This window comes from Bacillus sp. SN1 (assembly GCF_002796895.1).
Lineage (GTDB): Bacteria > Bacillota > Bacilli > Bacillales > Bacillaceae > Bacillus > Bacillus inaquosorum.
Genome location: NZ_PHIE01000003.1, coordinates 197,395 through 216,302 on the forward strand (window position 1 = coordinate 197,395; position 18,908 = coordinate 216,302).

Consider the following 18,908-nt stretch of genomic DNA (forward strand, 5'->3'; position numbering starts at 1 on the left):
TAGAGCAGATTCAAATCAGCCGGCAAATGTGATTATGAAAGATATCATCAAGAAAGAAAAGTACGTACTTTTAAGTGCTATAGTCACTTTTTAGTGCCTGTAAGGAGAATGAACGGTATGGAGAAGAAAAAATATAACATTTCTGTTGAAGCGACTCTTGAAGTAATCGGCGGGAAATGGAAGTGCGTCATTTTATGCCATCTGACGCACGGAAAAAAACGCACGAGTGAATTAAAGCGCCTGATGCCTAACATCACGCAAAAAATGCTGACCCAGCAGCTGCGTGAGCTGGAAGCGGACGGTGTCATTAACCGGATCGTGTACAATCAGGTTCCCCCCAAAGTGGAATACGAGCTCAGCGAATACGGCCGCAGCTTAGAAGGGATTTTAGACATGCTGTGTGCTTGGGGAGCGAATCATATTAACAGAGTGTACGGGGATACATTTTCTGTGTTAGAAGAAAGTGTGCTCAATGATAAGTTAAAACAGGAATCATAAAAAGGGCAGTCAGCGCGGAGCGCTGGCTGCTTTTTGGTTCTTACGCCTGATATTGTGTGCAAGAAAACCTATAATGCATCATAAATTAGCGTTATAATCGTTGATTTTTATCAATATGTACTGGCGATTTCATTTTAATATGTTATACTAATTTTAGATAGCAACAAATTAGGATGGCATAATTGATAAGGGGTGTCCAACATGAAGGTAAAAGTAGCGATCAACGGGTTTGGAAGAATCGGAAGAATGGTCTTTAGAAAAGCAATGTTAGACGATCAAATTCAAGTAGTGGCCATTAACGCCAGCTATTCCGCAGAAACGCTGGCTCATTTAATAAAGTATGACACAATTCACGGCAGGTACGACAAAGAGGTTGTGGCTGGTGAAGACAGCCTGATCGTGAATGGAAAGAAAGTGCTTTTATTAAACAGCCGTGATCCAAAACAGCTTCCTTGGGGCGAATATGATATTGACATTGTCGTTGAAGCAACAGGGAAATTTAATTCAAAAGATAAAGCGATGGGCCATATAGAAGCGGGTGCGAAAAAAGTCATTCTGACTGCTCCGGGAAAAAATGAAGACGTTACCATTGTGATGGGAGTAAATGAGGACCAATTCGACGCTGACCGTCATGTCATCATTTCAAATGCGTCATGCACGACAAACTGTCTTGCACCTGTAGTAAAAGTGCTGGATGAAGAGTTTGGCATTGAGAGCGGGCTGATGACCACGGTTCATGCGTATACGAATGACCAGAAAAATATTGATAATCCGCACAAAGATTTGCGCCGGGCGCGGGCCTGCGGTGAATCCATCATTCCAACGACAACTGGAGCGGCAAAGGCGCTTTCGCTCGTACTGCCGCATCTGAAAGGAAAGCTTCACGGCCTCGCCTTGCGTGTCCCTGTTCCGAACGTCTCATTAGTTGATCTCGTTGTCGATCTGAAATCAGATGTAACGGCTGAAGAGGTAAACGAGGCATTTAAACGGGCTGCCAAAACGTCGATGTACGGCGTGCTTGATTATTCAGATGAACCGCTCGTTTCAACTGACTACAATACGAATCCCCATTCAGCGGTCATTGACGGGCTTACAACAATGGTAATGGAAGACAGGAAAGTAAAGGTGCTCGCGTGGTATGACAACGAATGGGGCTACTCATGCAGAGTCGTTGATCTGATCCGCCATGTAGCGGCACGAATGAAACATCCGTCTGCTGTATAAAATAAGGTCATGGACGCACTTTGAAGAAAAAACCCTTAACAGCATATTTCTGAAAAAACGCACCTTGCAAATTAGACTTAAACACAGTATACTATTTTTCGTGAACTTCTTGCTTGAGACTGTTTCGGAATTACTTAAAGGGTTAGGACCTCTCCGGACTAACTTTCCCCCGTGGTAAATGGCCGACCCAGTTGTTGGAATTTCACTTTTTAATTCTTGTTAAGGGGGGTCCATGACTATGGAAACAATGGGGCGTCACGTTATCTCCGAGCTATGGGGATGCGATTTTGATAAGCTGAATGACATGGATTTTATTGAAAAAACGTTTGTAAATGCTGCTCTAAAATCAGGTGCTGAGGTGCGCGAGGTTGCATTTCACAAATTTGCACCGCAAGGCGTAAGCGGAGTTGTGATTATTTCTGAATCACACTTAACAATTCACAGTTTTCCTGAGCACGGATATGCGAGCATTGATGTTTATACTTGTGGAGACTTAGATCCTAATGTCGCTGCTGACTACATCGCAGAGGCATTACATGCTGATACAAGAGAAAACATTGAAATACCGAGAGGGATGGGGCCTGTGCAAATTAAACAGGCGCAAGCGAAGGTACTATAAAGTAAACACGACCACAAAGGGAGCTGAAGCTAGAAAGCCGTTATGCGCTTTTTAGCTTATGCTCCTTTTATTTTTATAAAGAAACAAGAGTGGTCAGCTTTTTCTTTTTTCATTTTTTTTGTAAAATAAGAAAGAGATTTTCACAAACCACCTGATGCTGTAGAATGCTTTACACAACGGCTCTCCCGACAGATGGCTGTCACATTTATTTTGAAAAGGCGGAGGCTGCCGAAAATACATTGCAGGGAACGAAATAGTTGGGAGCTGATTTTATTGAAATGTCCTTCATGCCAGCATAACGGAACGCGAGTCCTTGATTCACGGCCTGTGGATGACGGAAAATCCATTCGCCGAAGACGCGAGTGCGAATCCTGCCACTACCGGTTTACGACCTTTGAGAAAGTGGAGGAAACCCCACTCATCGTAGTGAAAAAAGAAGGCGTGCGTGAGGAATTCAGCAGAGAAAAAATGCTGCGCGGCCTCATAAAAGCATGTGAAAAAAGACCCGTTTCACTCAAAACGCTTGAAGACATGTGCTTTGATATTGAAAAAGAACTTCGCAATCAAGGCTGCTCTGAGGTAAAAAGCGAGCTCGTCGGAGAAATGGTCATGGACCGGCTGGCTAAGATTGATGAAGTCGCATATGTGCGGTTCGCGTCCGTCTATCGGCAGTTTAAAGATATAAATGTCTTTATCGACGAATTAAAAGACTTAATAAAGAAAGAGCGTTAAAAGAGCTAAGAGGATTCTTCTAGCTCTTTTCTCATGTGCAAAATTGGCATTTGATAGATATAAGAAACGGTGTAAAATGAAAGGTAGAAACAAATTCGGAAGGTTTGAGAATGTATGGCTGACTATTGGAAAGATGTACTGCCTGTAGATCCGTATGTGGTCAAAAGCAGATCGATGCTGCAGGATATAGACAGACAAATTATCACACAATTGTATCAGCCCTTAATCGGCCCTGTTGCATTCTCTCTTTATATGACATTGTGGGGAGAGCTTGAACAAAACCGTTTGTGGGGCGGAGAGTCCACACATAGACAGCTGATGGGGATGACACAGTCAAATTTAAAAACGATCCATCAGGAACAGGGGAAGCTCGAGGGTATCGGATTGCTAAAAGCATATATGAAAGAATCCGAGCGGCAGGAGCGCCTCTTTATATATGAACTCCTCCCGCCGCTCAGGCCAAATGAATTTTTTGAAGACGGAATGCTGAATGTTTTTCTGTACAATAGAGTCGGAAAAACAAAGTATCAGCAATTAAAACAATTTTTCACGCACCCGGCTATTTCAGAAGATGCGAAGGACATTACGCGGCCATTTAATCATGCGTTTGAATCGCTGCAGCCGAGTGAATGGAAGCTCACATCTGATATGGAGGAAACGGTGAGACTTGCGCCGGGCACAGAATATACTTCTGTCGGACAAGCGCCGTCTTATACCATAACGGAGGAAGTGTTTGATTTTGATTTGTTTTTAGCGGGACTTTCTGAGACGATGATTCCGAGAAAAGCGATGACCCAGCAGGTGCGCGACACAATCAAAAAGCTTTCTTATCTGTATGGCATAGATCCTTTGCAGATGCAAAATGTCGTGATGAGTGCGATTGATGAGCGTGATGTGATTACGACGGAGGCTTTAAGAAAAGCGGCCAGCGACTGGTATCAAATCGAAAGAAACGGACAGCTGCCTGACTTAGTGGAAAAAACACAGCCGGTGCACCTGCGTGAAGGCGAAAAGTCGGTGGAAGAGGATTCACTGGACGGAAAGCTGATCGCATTGCTGGAGGCGATTTCTCCGAAGAAGCTTCTTCAGGACATTGCCGACGGAACAGAGCCGTCAAAAGCGGATCTGAAAATCATTGAAGAAATTATGTTTGAACAGAAGCTCGAGCCAGGCGTTACAAATGTGTTAATTTATTATGTCATGCTGAAAACTGACATGAAGCTGTCGAAAAACTATATTCAAAAAATCGCCTCGCATTGGGCGCGCAAAAAGGTAAAAACGGTCAGAGAAGCGATGAAGCTCGCGATAGAAGAAAACCGCCAATACCTTGAATGGGCTGAGGGAAAAGCAAATCAGTCTTCAAAACGAAACCAAAAAGTGATTCGCGAAGAAAAACTTCCTGATTGGATGAAAGAAAAAGAGACAGCGTCCGATTCAGAAGCCGGACAGCAGAAGCTGCAACCGCAGGATTTGGAAGAACAGAAGAAAAAGATGATGGAAGAAATGCAAAAACTGAAAAAATACTCTGCCTATTAAAGACAGAGATGCGGGGTGAAGTAATAGATGGAACCAATCGGCCGTTCCCTGCAGGGCGTAACCGGCAGACCGGATTTCCAAAAACGCCTTGAACAAATGAAGGAAAAAGTCATGAATGATCAAGATGTTCAGGTATTTTTGAAGGAAAACGAAGAAATAATTGACCAAAAAATGATCGAAAAGAGCTTAAATAAGCTTTATGAATATATCGGGCAAAGCAAGAATTGCTCCTATTGTTCGGAAGATGAAGATTGCAACAATCTGTTGGAGGGCTACCATCCGAAGCTTGTTGTCAATGGCCGCTCTATTGATATCGAGTATTATGAATGTCCGGTCAAACGGAAGCTCGACCAGCAGAAAAAACAAAAGTCTCTTATGAAAAGCATGTATATCCAGCAGGATCTCCTCGGGGCAACGTTCCAGCAGGTCGATATCAGTGACCCGAGCAGGCTCGCGATGTTCCAGCATGTTACAGATTTTCTGAAAAGCTATAATGAGACGGGAAAAGGGAAAGGACTGTACTTATACGGGAAGTTCGGGGTAGGAAAAACGTTTATGCTCGCTGCGATTGCCAATGAGCTGGCGGAAAAAGAGTATTCCTCTATGATCGTCTATGTGCCCGAATTTGTGAGAGAGCTTAAAAATTCGCTGCAAGACCATTCATTGGAAGAGAAACTCAATATGGTCAAAACAACACCCGTATTGATGCTTGATGACATCGGGGCGGAATCAATGACAAGCTGGGTAAGGGATGAAGTCATCGGAACGGTGCTTCAGCATAGAATGTCCCAGCAGCTGCCGACTTTCTTTTCTTCTAATTTCTCACCTGACGAGCTGAAGCATCATTTTACGTATTCGCAAAGGGGAGAAAAGGAAGAAGTAAAAGCGGCAAGACTAATGGAGCGGATATTATATCTGGCTGCTCCGATCCGCCTTGACGGAGAAAACCGCCGCCATCCGTAATCGCTGCGGTTCAAAGGGGAAGGAACTGAGGGTATGAAAATAAAAACGGCTGTTAAATGGCTGGCAGTGCTTGCAGGTGCAGGTTTAATCTATTGGGGAAATAAAACGTATTTGAATTTATCGCCGAAAGAGATCAGAGTATGGGTATTGTCATTCGGGGTCTTTGCGCCGCTTATGTTTATCGGGATATCCATCGTCAGACCTCTTGTTTTATTTCCGGTATCTGTTATTTCTATAGCGGGCGGACTTGCGTTTGGCCCGCTTGTCGGCACGCTTTACACATTGTTCGGTTCGATGTGCGCTTCTGCTGTATCGTTTTTTGCGGCCGGTTTGTTTGCGGCGAAAAAGAACGGCCATTACGAAAAGCTGGAAGCCATTCAGAAGCAAATGGAGGATAACGGATTTTTTTATATCTTTCTTTTAAGAATCCTGCCGATCAATTTTGATTTCGTCAGCTATGCGGCAGGCCTTTCCAATGTCAAAGCGCTGCCGTATTTTGCAGCGACGGCCGTGGGAATCATCCCTGGAACCATTGCGCTGAATGTGCTGGGAGCGAGCTTTTTGACTGGGAATCTGCCCGCTTTCTTTATGGTGCTTACTTTGTATATCGTTTTTGTCTCGCTGCCATTTATCTTCAGAAAGAAAATGCAAAGCTTGTTTCAAGAATCAAATTAAGATTTGCCAGTGACCTTTACGTCTATTTTAAAAACATCCCCCATATACTTGTAACAGATGCCGTAAGGGGGGACAAACATGCTTGAAATAATCTTTGAAGATGACCATGATGCAGCCGCTTTTTTACATCTCATTCAGCATTCGGACGATCGGAACAACCTCATTGTCCGTGAAGGCATACGGAAAATCGGGATTGAAAAAGCGAAGCCGGCTTTCTCTATTCAGCGTTTTATGGAGCCGATTCTGGTCAAATTTTTTTTAGAATGCAAAGAAGACGAGCATATGCTGTCATTGATTGAGGGAACATACTGCTTCACGGACCAGGATGAACAGCAGCAAATCCTTCAGCTCGCACACAGTATTATTGAAGGAGAAGCAGACGATCTTCCTTTTGAGCCGCTAAAGCTTTCGCGGAAACAATCAATTTTGGATGAACTCCAAACGATCTGTTTAGAGGAAGGTGTATTTTCCATTCGTTCTTTTCAGACTTTCCGACTCGGACAATACTACAAACAGCTGAGAGACATTACGGAAGCGGCTATAGATGAATATAAGATGGAACAGGAATATCAAAACTTTATTCAAACACTCAGAGACTATGTAACAGCCAAACAGCCGCGAATCAAAAAGGTGCATATTGTCCATGATGGTTCATTTACATTATGGGAGCTGCGGTATGTGCCGGAACGGGAAAAAATGAAATACATAGACAGGCGATTTGTCCGGGATCATCCTATGTACATTGATTCTCATTTGCTTGCGCCGCTGATTTCCATCGCGCCTGATGAAGTGGTGCTTTACACCGACCAGCCCGAGCACATGATGGCAAGGACCATTCAAAACGTATTTCAAGAGCGATTGAAAATGCTTCCGCTGCACGCTTTTTCAGGTGCAGAAATACCGGTAAAGCACTCGGAAGGATAAGGGCCGGCAGCCTGTATATATAAGGCTGTCGGTTTGAAAAAAAGGAAATACGATCGTGTTGATTTTTTGGAATGAACAATTTATAATACATAGGAGATTAAGAAAGACACACGTATTGATAAGGACATGAAGGAATGATACCGGCTCAAAGAGAGGGAAGTCACGGCTGCAAGCTTCCCAGCTAAGGACCATTCGCTTTACCGCCTTTGAACTTCAGCTGTGAACTCCTTCATAAGGAACAGTAATGGCTGACGGGAACTCCCGTTACAGAGCTTAGAGCCGCAGGTGCCGGAGTATTGGCTATGCGGAAAAAAGGGTGGAACCACGATTCCGTTTATTCAACCTCGTCCCTTTCATAGGGGGCGGGGTTTTTATATGCAAAAAAAGGAGTGACAAAGATGTCAGATATGGTAAAAATCACATTTCCTGACGGAGCAGTCAAGGAGTTTGCGAAAGGAACAACAACAGAAGATATCGCGGCATCCATCAGTCCGGGATTAAAGAAGAAATCATTAGCCGGAAAACTGAACGGAAAAGAAATCGATTTGAGAACGCCGATCAATGAAGACGGTACAGTGGAAATCATTACAGAAGGCTCAGAAAAAGGTCTTCAAATTATGCGCCACAGTACGGCTCATTTGCTGGCTCAAGCGATTAAACGCATCTACAAAGATGTTAAATTCGGTGTCGGTCCAGTCATCGAAAACGGTTTTTACTACGATGTAGAAATGGAAGAAGCGATTACGCCGGAAGATCTGCCGAAAATTGAGAAAGAAATGAAAAAAATCGTCAATGCGAACCTTCCGATCGTTCGAAAAGAAGTCAGCCGTGAAGAAGCGAAAGCCCGTTTTGCAGAAATCGGCGACGACCTGAAGCTTGAACTATTGGATGCGATTCCTGAAGGAGAAACGGTTTCGATCTATGAGCAAGGCGAATTCTTTGACCTGTGCCGCGGCGTACACGTTCCTTCAACAGGAAAAATCAAAGAGTTTAAGCTGTTAAGCCTTGCAGGTGCATACTGGCGCGGTGACAGCAACAACCAAATGCTTCAGCGCGTATACGGCACAGCGTTCTTCAAAAAAGCTGATCTTGAAGAGCATCTTCGCATGCTTGAAGAAGCAAAAGAGCGCGACCACAGAAAGCTTGGCAAAGAATTAAAGCTGTTTGCGAATTCTCAAAAAGTCGGACAAGGCCTGCCGCTTTGGTTGCCAAAAGGCGCGACAATCCGCCGCGTCATCGAACGCTACATTGTCGATAAAGAAATCAGCCTCGGCTATGAGCACGTATACACACCTGTGCTTGGAAGCAAAGAGCTGTATGAAACATCAGGACACTGGGATCATTATCAGGAGGGCATGTTCCCTCCGATGGAAATGGATAATGAAACACTTGTGCTCCGCCCGATGAACTGCCCGCACCATATGATGATTTACAAAAACGACATCCACAGCTACCGCGAGCTTCCGATTCGTATTGCGGAGCTGGGAACAATGCACCGCTATGAAATGTCAGGTGCGCTGTCAGGTCTTCAGCGTGTGCGCGGCATGACATTAAACGATGCGCACATCTTTGTGCGTCCGGATCAAATTAAGGATGAGTTTATCCGTACAGTCCGTTTAATCCAGGAAGTATATGAAGACTTCGGCTTAAGTGATTACACATTCCGTCTGTCTTACCGTGATCCGGAAGACACAGAGAAATATTTTGATGACGATGAAATGTGGAACAAAGCACAATCCATGCTGAAAGAAGCAATGGACGAAATCGGCCATGATTATTACGAAGCAGAAGGTGAAGCGGCATTCTACGGCCCTAAACTTGATGTTCAGGTGAAAACAGCGATCGGCAAAGAAGAAACATTGTCTACGGTTCAGCTTGACTTCTTATTGCCTGAACGTTTCGATCTGACTTATATCGGCGAAGACGGCAAGCAGCACCGTCCGGTTGTTATTCACAGAGGTGTCGTATCAACAATGGAACGTTTTGTTGCCTTCTTAATCGAAGAACACAAAGGCGCGCTGCCAACATGGCTTGCACCGGTTCAATTCCAAGTCATCCCGGTTTCTCCGGCTGTGCATTTAGACTACGCGAAAAAAGTGCAGGAACGCCTGCAGCGTGAAGGCCTGCGCGTAGAAGTCGACAGCCGTGATGAAAAAATCGGCTACAAAATCCGTGAAGCGCAAATGCAAAAAATTCCGTATATGCTTGTGGTCGGTGACCAAGAGGCAGAAAACGGAGCGGTAAACGTTCGTAAGTACGGAGAGCAGAACTCTGAAACCATTTCACTTGATGATTTTGTGAAAAAGGCAGTAGCTGAAGCGAAAAAATAACATAATAAAAGAGCATGATCTCATTGAAGAGATCATGCTTTTTTTATTTCTCTAATATAGGAAACAAATCATGAAGGCTGCTGATGATGTAATCAGGCGTCACGTCAGTTTCGTTTTTCTTATCCGTCCGGTTGATCCAAACGGTTTTGATTCCGGCTCTTGAAGCGCCTAAAATATCAGTATTCAAATTATCGCCGACCATGATCGCATCGTCTTTTTCAATATTCATCAGCTTAAGGCAGTGTTCAAAGATTGAAACATCCGGTTTCCCTTTGCCGAAAGCGCCCGAAATGACGATTTCATTGAAATAAGGAGCGAGTTCAGGCACGCCTGCGAGCTTCTCCTTTTGCAGACTCGGATCGCCGTTTGTCAAAAGCAGCAATTCATACTTGCCTTTTAATTGATCGAGTACAGCAAATGTCTCATCATATACAAACGGGCGTCTTCTGCGCTCTGCCGCAAAAAACTCTCCTAAAAATTCGCCGTATGCCGGATCATCGATGCCAAGCGTTTTCAGTCCGTTTGTCCATGCGTTTCTTCTGTACTCCGGCACAATCTTGTTCAGCTTTTGAAAGCCTTCACTGATCGGCTCTGAGAAATTGGACCACAGTCCTTCAAACGGGTTAATGCCGATCATCACTGTATATGGATACGTCTCATATGACATGTACAATTCTCTCGCCGCTTCGCGAACAGCTGCTTCGAATGCCTGATGGTCAAGGCCATATTTTTTCTCCGCTTGTAAACAAGTTTCTGCAAATGTTGTTCTGACGCTTTTTTCATCCCAAAGTAGTGTATCGTCTAAATCAAAAAATACGGCTTTCATGATCTTCTCCTCTGCTTCAGATTCAAATCTTTCTGCCAAAAGGCTCATGTTTTATTTTACAATAGATAATAGCCTTGTGAAATATGTTTTCAGATGATTTTAAAAAAACAGTCAGCCATGAAATTCATGGACCGAAAACATGCTAGAATGAAAATGGAAAGAACAGGTGACATGCATGATTCATTTAATGATTATGATGCTTGAGAGGGTAGGGATTATTGTTATATTGGGGTTCATTCTCGCCCATACAAAGCTGTTCAGACAAGCGCTGCAACATCAGGACGGCTATAAAGGAAAAGCGGTTTTAATTTCTATTTTTTCTCTTTTCAGCATCATCAGCAATTATACAGGCATTGAAATTCAAAAAAATATGATTGTAAACAATGACTGGGTGTTTGCGATAGATCCGTCTGGCTCTATTGCGAATACCCGTATTTTGGGCGTGGAAATCGGAGGCCTTCTCGGAGGCCCGTTTGTAGGGGCTGGAATCGGCGTACTGGCGGGACTGCATCGTTTTTCGCTCGGCGGCAGCACGGCTTTTAGCTGTGCGGTATCATCTGTTTTAGCAGGTATTCTTGCAGGCTTGATCGGCAGGTATTTTACGAAGCGCTACCGAATGCCGACACCGCGTGTCGCCGCTCTTGTGGGAATCGGCATGGAGTCACTGCAGATGGTGATTATTTTGCTGATGGCAAAGCCGTTCAGTGACGCTTGGGAGCTTGTCAGCATGATCGGGATTCCGATGATACTCATCAATGGGACAGGCAGTTTTATTTTCCTATCGATTATTCAAGCGATCATTCGCAAGGAAGAGCAGGCAAGGGCGCTTGAAACGCACAGAGTGCTGACGATTGCTGACCAGACGCTTCCATTTTTTCGCCAAGGTCTAAATGAAAACTCCTGTAAAAGTGTAGCGTCTATTATCCATAAGCTGACCGGAACGGATGCGGTGTCTCTCACTGATAAAGAAAAGATCCTTGCGCATGTCGGCGCGGGAATTGATCATCACATCCCATCAAAAAGCTTGATCACCGGCCTGTCCAAAAAGGTGATTAAAACAGGGCAAATTATGAAGGCGATTTCACAGGAAGAGATTGAATGCACACATTCTGAATGCCCTTTGCACGCCGCAATAGTCCTGCCGCTGACATCAAACGGAAATACAATCGGCACCTTAAAAATGTACTTTAAAAACCCGGCAGGCCTGAGTCAGGTAGAGGAGGAGCTTGCTGAGGGGCTGGCCATGCTGTTTTCGACACAGCTTGAGCTTGGGGAAGCAGAGCTGCAAAGCAAGCTTCTCAAGGATGCTGAAATCAAAGCGCTTCAAGCACAGGTGAATCCGCATTTTTTATTTAATGCGATCAATACAATTTCTGCGTTATGCCGCACGGATGTTGAAAAAACCCGTAAGCTCTTATTGCAGCTTAGCGTTTATTTTCGTTCAAACCTTCAAGGAGCGAGACAGCTGCTGATTCCGCTCTCAAAGGAGCTGAACCACCTTCACGCCTATTTATCATTAGAACAGGCGCGTTTTCCCGGGAAATATAAGATTGAGCTCAATATCGACAGCAGGCTGGAGCAGATTGAAATCCCACCGTTTGTTTTACAGGTGCTTGTGGAGAACGCGCTTCGGCATGCGTTTCCGAAAAAACAAGACATGTGCAAAGTTACGGTCTGTGTCTTATCTGATGATACATCCGTCTATATGAAGGTGACGGATAACGGACGGGGAATTCCGCCGGACATCCTTCCGGAGCTGGGAAAGAAATCGTTTCCATCTAAGGAGGGAACCGGTACAGCGCTCTATAACCTGAATCAGCGGCTGATTGGTTTATTCGGACAGCAGGCCGCACTGCATATCAGGAGTGAGGTTCAGAAAGGGACAGAGGTTTCCTTTCGAGTGCCAATGCAACATATGAAAGAGGGAGAAGAACATGCTCAGGGTGTTAATAGTTGATGATGAGATGCTGGCAAGGGATGAACTGGCTTACTTGCTCAAGCGGACCAATGAGGAAATGGAAATCAATGAAGCGGAAAATATTGAATCTGCTTTTGACCAAATGATGGATCAAAAGCCTGACTTGCTGTTTTTAGACGTTGATTTATCCGGAGAAAACGGTTTTGATATCGCAAAGCGGTTGAAGAAAATGAAGCATCCTCCTGCTGTTGTGTTTGCGACGGCGTATGACCAGTATGCGCTCAAAGCATTTGAGGTGGACGCCCTTGATTATTTAACCAAGCCTTTCGATGAGGAAAGAATTCAGCAAACGCTGAAAAAATATAAAAAAGTCAATCGGGATATTGTTGAAACAGATCAGAGCAGTCATTCCGGCCAGCACAAACTCGCGCTATCTGTCGGAGAATCAATAGTGATCGTAGATACGAAGGACATTATCTATGCCGGAACGGAAGATGGTCACGTCAATGTAAAAACCTTCGATACATCGTATACGGTCAGCGATACGCTCGTTGTCATTGAGAAAAAGCTGTCTGATGCTGGTTTTATCCGCGTCCATCGGAGCTTTGTCGTCAATACCGAATATCTTAAAGAAATTCAGCCGTGGTTTAATTCAACCTATAACCTGATCATGAAAGACGGATCAAAAATACCGGTCAGCCGGACATATGCGAAGGAATTGAAAAAGCTGCTCCATATTTGATGGACGGCTTTTTGCATTTCAGCCATTTGTTTCTGCAACTCAGTCCCGCTATTCGGCATGTTATCTTGTAAGCGCTTTATAACAAGGGATTCTTATTTATAATGGGGGTACCAAAGAGAAAGAGGTGAAGAAAATGAGTGCTAAAAAAGTGTACGGGTTTTTAACACAAGCATTTATTTTTGCCGTCATTATGCTGGTTTCAAATATGATTGCCGCTATTGTCCCAATCCCTATCCCGGCATCGGTTGTAGGGTTGGTCTTATTATTTCTCCTATTATGTTTGAAAGTCATTAAACTGGAACAAGTAGAAACGCTCGGAACGTCTTTAACCTCTCTGATCGGATTTTTATTTGTTCCGTCTGGTATATCTGTTATGAATTCGCTTGGCGTGATGCAGCAATACGGTCTGCAAATTGTTCTTGTCATTCTGCTCGCAACGATTATTTTGCTGGGGGCTACGGGATTGTTTTCTCAGCTGATTCTTTCGCTGAGCGGAAAACGCAAAACCGCAGCGGACGTGAAAACAAAAACAGTGCAAAGTTCGCAGAACAATAAAGAACTCGTTCACCATTAAGGAAACAGGAGGTTCTTCAGATGGAAAGCACTATGAGTCCTTATTTCGGAATTGTTGTATCACTTGCTGCATTCGGCATCGGCACCTTTTTATTTAAGAAAACGAAAGGCTTCTTCCTTTTCACTCCATTGTTTGTTGCCATGGTGCTTGGGATCGCATTTTTAAAAATCGGCGGTTTTTCCTACGCGGACTATAATAACGGGGGAGAAATCATTAAGTTTTTCCTTGAACCGGCGACGATCGCTTTTGCAATTCCTTTGTACAAGCAAAGAGATAAGCTGAAAAAATACTGGTGGCAAATCATGTCCTCCATTATTGTCGGCTCTATCTGCTCTGTCACGATTGTTTATTTGCTCGCAAAAGGCATTCACCTCGATTCGGCTGTGATGAAAAGTATGCTCCCGCAGGCGGCAACAACGGCAATTGCGCTTCCTTTATCAAAAGACATCGGAGGCATCAGCGATATCACTGCCTTTGCGGTCATCTTTAACGCTGTCATTGTGTATGCGCTCGGAGCGTTGTTCTTGAAGGTGTTTAAAGTAAAGAATCCGATTTCTAAAGGATTGGCACTCGGAACGTCCGGACATGCACTCGGTGTAGCCGTCGGGATCGAGATGGGAGAAGTTGAAGCTGCGATGGCAAGTATTGCTGTTGTCGTAGTGGGAGTGGTAACGGTTCTGGTCATCCCTGTGTTCATGCAGCTGATCGGAGGATAAGCCAAGGCTATCAAGCCTTGGCTTTTTCTATTTTATGGTGCGTCTTCGGGATCAATATATCCTTGTTTAATGCCCCATTCCACTTGATCGTCATGCCACTTTTTTCGTTCTTCATAACCATAACCATCGTCATCAGGAAGCTCTGAAGCTGGCTGTTGAATGGTTTTATCCGTCTGGCTCGAGGAAGAAGGTGGATCTTGACTATTAGATGAGGGTGCCTCGGTCTGCTGCCGTTGTGCCTGCGATTGCCGCTTTTTTTCAGCGTTCGCTTTCTGTTCTTTTTGGATTGCTGCCTGCCGCTGTCTTTCAAGTTCAGCTTGTCTTTCCGCTTCCGCTAATCGCTGTCTCTCTGCAGCCTGCTGCTCTGCCAATCGCTGTCTCTCCGCTGCTTCCTCCTGCTGTTTCTTTCGTTTCGCCTCCCGCTCTTTTTCACGTTTTTTCTCGGCTGCGATCTGTCTTTGCTTCTCGGCTGCTTCTTTTGCCTTCCGCTTTCCTAACTCAGCAGCGAGTGGACTCTCGAAATCCATGTCCAGTGAAACGGGTTTTAGTTTTTTCAGCTCTTTCTCTAGTTCCTTTTGATTAAATACTACGGCTGTCTTAACCGTTTCAGCTTTTGGTTCAGAAGATGTGCTGCTATTCGAGCAACCGGTTAATATCAATGTGAAAAATAAAGCAAGCTGTATCAGTTTGTTCATGTGTCAGACTCCCTTCTGCTTCTTATATCGGTTAGGGATTAACTTTACTTTACATTTTTTCCTGTCAGTGGTTTTATGGGAAGCTGCGAAATAAGGAGAAGGATGGAAGGAGACTATTGATTCTATATACAATAGAATCAGGTGTTTACCATCCTCGGCTCATGGTCTTTATTCATGGCGGGGTGTCAGCGGCTGGATGTGGGAACAGCAAATCAGCTACTTTCAGCATTTCGGGGATCGGTCATGTAGCACCGCAGGCTGAACCGAGCTTATTAAACAGAACACTTGATGCGTGGCTAAGCGGTTCAGTAACTTTCCATTCTGGATGAGGATGAAAGATTTTCTTTTTCTCTCTTGCACTCATAGAAAACCCATGTTACAATGTAAAAGTTGTTCCGGATAAGTCGTCCTTGACTAAAGATCCGGTATTGTGTAGAATAGTTATTGAATTGAATATAAATCACAAGCAGAAGCACCCGCTTCTCACCTGATTGACACATGCATGTAGTTGGCAGGTTGACCGTACATTTTTATTGATACAGATGTTCGTAGTGTGGGTGTTTTATAATGCCCGCACTTTTTGTTTGCCTGCAGAATGCAGTCAAAATGAGTTGTGAATCAATTCGAAGAAACTATGGAGGTGGCTCATTATTAGCAAAGATCAATTGGTTAATGAGGGTATCCGTGCACGTGAGGTCCGTTTAATCGGACAAAATGGCGACCAGCTTGGAATCAAGTCCCGTCAGGAAGCACTTGAAATCGCCGGCCGCGCAAATCTTGACCTTGTGTTAGTTGCAGCGAATGCAAAACCGCCTGTCTGCCGAATCATGGACTACGGTAAGTTCCGATTTGAGCAGCAGAAAAAGGAAAAAGAAGCACGCAAGAATCAAAAAATCATTAACTTAAAAGAAGTTCGGTTAAGTCCGACAATCGATGAGCATGACTTTAACACGAAATTGCGCAATGCGATTAAATTCCTTGAAAAAGGCGATAAAGTAAAAGCTTCTATCCGCTTTAAAGGACGCGCAATCACTCATAAAGAAATCGGTCAGCGTGTGTTAGACCGTTTTTCTGAAGCATGTGCTGAGGTTGCGACTGTCGAAACAAAACCAAAAATGGACGGCCGCAGCATGTTCTTAATGCTCGCGCCGAAAAACGAAAAGCAATAAGGAGGAAATCCCATGCCAAAAATGAAAACTCACCGCGGATCTGCTAAACGTTTTAAAAAGACAGGTTCTGGGAAGTTAAAACGTTCTCATGCGTACACTAGTCACTTATTCGCCAACAAATCTCAAAAGCAAAAGCGTAAGCTTCGCAAGAGTGCTGTTGTAAGCGCAGGAGACTTCAAACGTATCAAACAAATGCTTGCTAACATCAAGTAATCGGACAAGGAACAATTAGGAGGGAAATTTAATGCCAAGAGTAAAAGGCGGAACTGTTACACGTAAGCGTCGTAAAAAGGTTCTTAAATTAGCAAAAGGTTATTTCGGTTCAAAACATACATTATACAAAGTAGCTAACCAGCAGGTCATGAAATCTGGAAACTATGCTTTCCGTGACCGTCGTCAGAAAAAACGTGATTTCCGTAAGCTTTGGATCACTCGTATCAACGCAGCTGCTCGCATGAACGGTCTTTCTTACAGCCGTTTAATGCACGGTCTTAAGCTTTCTGGTATCGAAGTAAACCGTAAAATGCTTGCTGATCTTGCTGTGAACGATCTTACTGCATTCAATCAGCTTGCTGATGCTGCTAAAGCTCAATTAAACAAGTAATCATATAGGGCCGCTCTCCAGCAGAGCGGTTTTTTTATATAAAGGATGAGGCAACATGGTTATCGCTGTCTATTTGGTACTGATCAATCTTTGCGGTTTTTGGGTGATGGGTGTTGACAAGCGAAAAGCGCAGAAGCATAAATGGAGAATTTCTGAAGACCGGCTGTGGCTGATTGCGATCGTGTTTGGAGCGCTCGGTGTATGGCTCGGCATGCAAACCTTCAGACATAAAACGAAACACGCGTCTTTTAAGTACGGAGTACCGCTTCTTCTGGTGATTGAAGCGATCTTGATCGGCATTTATTACAGCCCGCTTGATTTATAAAAAGCAGAAAAGCGTTTTAGCGCTCTTCTGCTTTTTTTGCGAGTTTAATGGGCTGGTCCCAGTCAATCTTACAATTTGGATATCGTTCCAGCACTTTTTCTTCAATGTTCTCAAAATCTTTTACAGAGAAATGCTTCAGCTTCTCAGGAGATTCTGTCCAGACAAAGATCGTGTGGATAAACAGCGGATGATCCTTGGAAGGGATATGCTTTTCTCCTTCAAAAAGCACGCCTTTATACGTCAGCTGAAAGTTTTTTCGGGTATTGTTCTGTTCATCGATAATATAAAAATGTTCTTTTGATTGGGCCAGCTTGAGCCTTCTTTTTGGATTCGCGACATATTTGACCGCGGCATAAATACAATAAGCAAAAAGTGCAAGCAATATAATCCTTAGAACCATGACAAACATTGTGTGAAGGCACCCCCCTTATTGTGATGATCTGATGTAATACGAAGAGCATAGAAAAAGGTTTCACTTTTTCTAAAGAAAGTTCTAAAAACATATACCCGATTTTCAAGTGAAATAGTCGTATGGTTAGCGCCAGGTTTTGTATAATAAGAATGCAGGACTGATGAAGGAGGTTTTTAGAACATGGCAAAATTAGATGAAACATTGACCATGCTGAAAGATTTAACAGATGCAAAAGGCATACCGGGCAATGAGAGAGAAGTAAGGCAAGTGATGAAATCATACATAGAACCATTTGCTGATGAGGTCACAACAGATCGGTTGGGCAGTTTAATTGCCAAAAAAACAGGTGCGGAAAACGGCCCGAAAATTATGATTGCTGGACATTTGGACGAAGTCGGCTTTATGGTGACACAAATCACTGATAAAGGTTTTATCCGTTTCCAAACCGTTGGCGGCTGGTGGGCTCAGGTCATGCTGGCCCAGCGTGTTACCATCGTAACGAAAAAAGGGGACATCACAGGGGTTATCGGCTCTAAGCCGCCGCATATTTTATCTCCTGAAGCGAGAAAAAAATCAGTAGAAATAAAAGAGATGTTTATTGACATTGGAGCTTCAAGCCGAGAAGAAGCCTTGGAATGGGGCGTACTCCCGGGAGACATGATCGTACCTCATTTTGAATTTACAGTCATGAATAATGAAAAATTCCTGTTGGCGAAGGCATGGGACAACCGCATCGGCTGTGCGATTGCCATTGATGTGTTAAGAAATTTACAAAACACAGATCATCCAAACATTGTGTATGGCGTTGGAACCGTGCAGGAGGAAGTCGGCCTCAGAGGAGCGAAAACGGCTGCGCATACCATTCAGCCTGATATTGCGTTTGGTGTTGATGTAGGGATAGCAGGAGACACGCCTGGCATTTCCGAGAAAGAAGCGCAAAGCAAAATGGGCAAAGGCCCGCAAATTATCATTTACGATGCATCCATGGTCTCTCATAAAGGCTTGCGTGATATAGTCGTCGCTACTGCAGAGGAAGCGGGCATTCCGTACCAATTTGATGCCATTGCCGGCGGCGGCACTGACTCGGGGGCCATCCATTTGACAGCAAATGGCGTTCCTGCACTGTCCATTACCATTGCTACCCGCTACATTCATACGCACGCGGCCATGCTGCATCGTGACGATTATGAAAACGCGGTAAAATTAATTACAGAAGTCATTAAGAAGTTAGACCGAAAAACGGTTGACGAGATTACGTATCAATAAAGATACGGAGGAATCCGCCTTTTAGGGCGGGTTCTATTTTTTTGTCTGTACAAATTACAGCAGAGTGACTACAATAAAGAAGATACCGAAAATTTCCTGAACATGATGACATACGATACGCAGCTCATTTGTAAGGAAGGGAGGATAAAACAATCTTTAT

The 18,908-nt window shown here is 44.1% G+C and carries 22 protein-coding genes and 1 other annotated feature; of the genes, 19 read left to right on the forward strand and 3 right to left on the reverse strand.

Annotation, left to right across the window (positions count from 1 at the left end):
• Nucleotides 1–117: 117 nt before the first annotated feature.
• The 9 genes from CVV77_RS12625 to thrS all read left to right on the forward strand — a co-directional run bounded on the left by CVV77_RS12625 (nt 118) and on the right by thrS (nt 9,501).
• Entirely contained in the window at nt 118–498 is a 381-nt protein-coding gene (locus tag CVV77_RS12625) for a winged helix-turn-helix transcriptional regulator (RefSeq protein ID WP_003229458.1), read from the forward strand.
• 201 nt (nt 499–699) lie between these two features.
• Nucleotides 700–1,722 (forward strand): glyceraldehyde-3-phosphate dehydrogenase, encoded by a 1,023-nt coding sequence (locus CVV77_RS12630; RefSeq protein WP_003237755.1) that lies wholly within the window; start codon nt 700–702, stop codon nt 1,720–1,722.
• A 238-nt stretch (nt 1,723–1,960) separates the two neighbouring features.
• Nucleotides 1,961–2,341, forward strand: a complete 381-nt coding sequence (speD, locus tag CVV77_RS12635) for an adenosylmethionine decarboxylase (RefSeq protein WP_003223584.1) — start codon at nt 1,961–1,963, stop codon at nt 2,339–2,341.
• A gap of 273 nt (nt 2,342–2,614) precedes the next feature.
• Entirely contained in the window at nt 2,615–3,073 is a 459-nt protein-coding gene (gene nrdR / locus CVV77_RS12640; protein ID WP_003223586.1) for a transcriptional regulator NrdR, read from the forward strand.
• Between the two features lie 114 nt (nt 3,074–3,187).
• A complete protein-coding gene (gene dnaB, locus CVV77_RS12645) occupies nt 3,188–4,609 on the forward strand; it encodes a replicative helicase loading/DNA remodeling protein DnaB (protein ID WP_100275550.1) in 1,422 nt (473 codons plus the stop codon).
• Between the two features lie 27 nt (nt 4,610–4,636).
• Nucleotides 4,637–5,572, forward strand: coding sequence for a primosomal protein DnaI (gene dnaI / locus CVV77_RS12650; RefSeq protein WP_019259143.1), 936 nt, complete (start codon nt 4,637–4,639; stop codon nt 5,570–5,572).
• Nucleotides 5,573–5,605: 33 nt separating this feature from the next.
• Nucleotides 5,606–6,247 carry a TVP38/TMEM64 family protein gene (locus CVV77_RS12655; RefSeq protein ID WP_088112287.1) on the forward strand — a complete coding sequence of 214 codons (642 nt, stop codon included), beginning with the start codon at nt 5,606–5,608 and terminating at the stop codon, nt 6,245–6,247.
• A gap of 78 nt (nt 6,248–6,325) precedes the next feature.
• Complete coding sequence (gene ytxC / locus CVV77_RS12660; RefSeq protein ID WP_100275551.1) at nt 6,326–7,171, forward strand: putative sporulation protein YtxC; 846 nt, start codon at nt 6,326–6,328, stop codon at nt 7,169–7,171.
• A 398-nt stretch (nt 7,172–7,569) separates the two neighbouring features.
• Nucleotides 7,570–9,501: a threonine--tRNA ligase gene (gene thrS / locus CVV77_RS12665; RefSeq protein WP_100275552.1), complete on the forward strand. Its 1,932-nt coding sequence runs from the start codon at nt 7,570–7,572 to the stop codon at nt 9,499–9,501.
• A 43-nt stretch (nt 9,502–9,544) separates the two neighbouring features.
• On the opposite strand, the gene CVV77_RS12670 is transcribed toward thrS, so the two are convergent.
• Nucleotides 9,545–10,327: an HAD family hydrolase gene (locus tag CVV77_RS12670; protein WP_100275553.1), complete on the reverse strand. Its 783-nt coding sequence runs from the start codon at nt 10,325–10,327 to the stop codon at nt 9,545–9,547.
• Between the two features lie 175 nt (nt 10,328–10,502).
• Between CVV77_RS12670 and lytS the strand changes: the two genes are divergently transcribed.
• From lytS to lrgB, 4 genes are all read left to right on the forward strand, one after another.
• A complete protein-coding gene (lytS, locus tag CVV77_RS12675; protein WP_100275554.1) occupies nt 10,503–12,284 on the forward strand; it encodes a two-component system sensor histidine kinase LytS in 1,782 nt (593 codons plus the stop codon).
• Nucleotides 12,262–12,987, forward strand: a complete 726-nt coding sequence (gene lytT / locus CVV77_RS12680) for a two-component system response regulator LytT (protein WP_019259139.1) — start codon at nt 12,262–12,264, stop codon at nt 12,985–12,987. Before lytS ends, lytT begins: the two co-directional genes overlap by 23 nt.
• A gap of 133 nt (nt 12,988–13,120) precedes the next feature.
• Complete coding sequence (gene lrgA, locus CVV77_RS12685) at nt 13,121–13,561, forward strand: antiholin-like murein hydrolase modulator LrgA (protein WP_100275555.1); 441 nt, start codon at nt 13,121–13,123, stop codon at nt 13,559–13,561.
• A 20-nt stretch (nt 13,562–13,581) separates the two neighbouring features.
• The gene (gene lrgB, locus CVV77_RS12690; protein ID WP_100275556.1) at nt 13,582–14,277 is read left to right on the forward strand and encodes an antiholin-like protein LrgB; all 696 of its coding nucleotides are present in this window, start codon (nt 13,582–13,584) and stop codon (nt 14,275–14,277) included.
• A gap of 32 nt (nt 14,278–14,309) precedes the next feature.
• On the opposite strand, the gene CVV77_RS12695 is transcribed toward lrgB, so the two are convergent.
• On the reverse strand, nt 14,310–14,972 hold the full coding sequence (locus CVV77_RS12695) for a hypothetical protein (RefSeq protein WP_060399250.1): 663 nt from the start codon (nt 14,970–14,972) through the stop codon (nt 14,310–14,312).
• A gap of 116 nt (nt 14,973–15,088) precedes the next feature.
• Here CVV77_RS12695 and CVV77_RS22170 point away from each other — a divergent pair, with 116 nt between their 5' ends.
• The 5 genes from CVV77_RS22170 (at nt 15,089) to CVV77_RS12715 (ending at nt 17,070) form a co-directional block, all read left to right on the forward strand.
• On the forward strand, nt 15,089–15,301 hold the full coding sequence (locus CVV77_RS22170) for a hypothetical protein (RefSeq protein WP_181280850.1): 213 nt from the start codon (nt 15,089–15,091) through the stop codon (nt 15,299–15,301).
• A 129-nt stretch (nt 15,302–15,430) separates the two neighbouring features.
• Nucleotides 15,431–15,561, forward strand: a sequence feature (ribosomal protein L20 leader region).
• A gap of 58 nt (nt 15,562–15,619) precedes the next feature.
• A complete protein-coding gene (gene infC, locus CVV77_RS12700) occupies nt 15,620–16,141 on the forward strand; it encodes a translation initiation factor IF-3 (protein WP_010886591.1) in 522 nt (173 codons plus the stop codon).
• Nucleotides 16,142–16,153: 12 nt separating this feature from the next.
• The gene (rpmI, locus tag CVV77_RS12705) at nt 16,154–16,354 is read left to right on the forward strand and encodes a 50S ribosomal protein L35 (protein ID WP_003222418.1); all 201 of its coding nucleotides are present in this window, start codon (nt 16,154–16,156) and stop codon (nt 16,352–16,354) included.
• A gap of 31 nt (nt 16,355–16,385) precedes the next feature.
• The gene (gene rplT / locus CVV77_RS12710; protein ID WP_003222420.1) at nt 16,386–16,745 is read left to right on the forward strand and encodes a 50S ribosomal protein L20; all 360 of its coding nucleotides are present in this window, start codon (nt 16,386–16,388) and stop codon (nt 16,743–16,745) included.
• A 55-nt stretch (nt 16,746–16,800) separates the two neighbouring features.
• Nucleotides 16,801–17,070, forward strand: coding sequence for a DUF1294 domain-containing protein (locus CVV77_RS12715; RefSeq protein WP_100275557.1), 270 nt, complete (start codon nt 16,801–16,803; stop codon nt 17,068–17,070).
• 16 nt (nt 17,071–17,086) lie between these two features.
• Here the strand turns inward: CVV77_RS12715 and ysdB are convergent, their stop codons facing one another.
• Nucleotides 17,087–17,479, reverse strand: a complete 393-nt coding sequence (gene ysdB, locus CVV77_RS12720; RefSeq protein WP_003237728.1) for a sigma W pathway protein YsdB — start codon at nt 17,477–17,479, stop codon at nt 17,087–17,089.
• A 183-nt stretch (nt 17,480–17,662) separates the two neighbouring features.
• Here ysdB and CVV77_RS12725 point away from each other — a divergent pair, with 183 nt between their 5' ends.
• Nucleotides 17,663–18,748: a M42 family metallopeptidase gene (locus CVV77_RS12725; protein ID WP_003237726.1), complete on the forward strand. Its 1,086-nt coding sequence runs from the start codon at nt 17,663–17,665 to the stop codon at nt 18,746–18,748.
• The last annotated feature ends 160 nt before the right edge of the window (nt 18,749–18,908 follow it).

Bases quoted from the DNA above. Each gene is read 5' to 3' on its own strand.
- ytxC (WP_100275551.1), top strand. From the start codon at position 6,326: ATGCTTGAAATAATCTTTGAAGATGACCATGATGCAGCCGCTTTTTTA.
- rpmI (WP_003222418.1), top strand. From the start codon at position 16,154: ATGCCAAAAATGAAAACTCACCGCGGATCTGCTAAACGTTTTAAAAAG.
- rplT (WP_003222420.1), top strand. From the start codon at position 16,386: ATGCCAAGAGTAAAAGGCGGAACTGTTACACGTAAGCGTCGTAAAAAG.
- dnaI (WP_019259143.1), top strand. From the start codon at position 4,637: ATGGAACCAATCGGCCGTTCCCTGCAGGGCGTAACCGGCAGACCGGAT.
- CVV77_RS12655 (WP_088112287.1), top strand. From the start codon at position 5,606: ATGAAAATAAAAACGGCTGTTAAATGGCTGGCAGTGCTTGCAGGTGCA.
- CVV77_RS12630 (WP_003237755.1), top strand. From the start codon at position 700: ATGAAGGTAAAAGTAGCGATCAACGGGTTTGGAAGAATCGGAAGAATG.
- CVV77_RS12725 (WP_003237726.1), top strand. From the start codon at position 17,663: ATGGCAAAATTAGATGAAACATTGACCATGCTGAAAGATTTAACAGAT.
- dnaB (WP_100275550.1), top strand. From the start codon at position 3,188: ATGGCTGACTATTGGAAAGATGTACTGCCTGTAGATCCGTATGTGGTC.
- CVV77_RS12670 (WP_100275553.1), bottom strand. From the start codon at position 10,327: ATGAAAGCCGTATTTTTTGATTTAGACGATACACTACTTTGGGATGAA.
- ysdB (WP_003237728.1), bottom strand. From the start codon at position 17,479: ATGTTTGTCATGGTTCTAAGGATTATATTGCTTGCACTTTTTGCTTAT.
- CVV77_RS12625 (WP_003229458.1), top strand. From the start codon at position 118: ATGGAGAAGAAAAAATATAACATTTCTGTTGAAGCGACTCTTGAAGTA.
- lrgB (WP_100275556.1), top strand. From the start codon at position 13,582: ATGGAAAGCACTATGAGTCCTTATTTCGGAATTGTTGTATCACTTGCT.
- thrS (WP_100275552.1), top strand. From the start codon at position 7,570: ATGTCAGATATGGTAAAAATCACATTTCCTGACGGAGCAGTCAAGGAG.
- CVV77_RS12715 (WP_100275557.1), top strand. From the start codon at position 16,801: ATGGTTATCGCTGTCTATTTGGTACTGATCAATCTTTGCGGTTTTTGG.
- speD (WP_003223584.1), top strand. From the start codon at position 1,961: ATGGAAACAATGGGGCGTCACGTTATCTCCGAGCTATGGGGATGCGAT.
- lrgA (WP_100275555.1), top strand. From the start codon at position 13,121: ATGAGTGCTAAAAAAGTGTACGGGTTTTTAACACAAGCATTTATTTTT.
- lytS (WP_100275554.1), top strand. From the start codon at position 10,503: ATGATTCATTTAATGATTATGATGCTTGAGAGGGTAGGGATTATTGTT.
- CVV77_RS12695 (WP_060399250.1), bottom strand. From the start codon at position 14,972: ATGAACAAACTGATACAGCTTGCTTTATTTTTCACATTGATATTAACC.
- lytT (WP_019259139.1), top strand. From the start codon at position 12,262: ATGCTCAGGGTGTTAATAGTTGATGATGAGATGCTGGCAAGGGATGAA.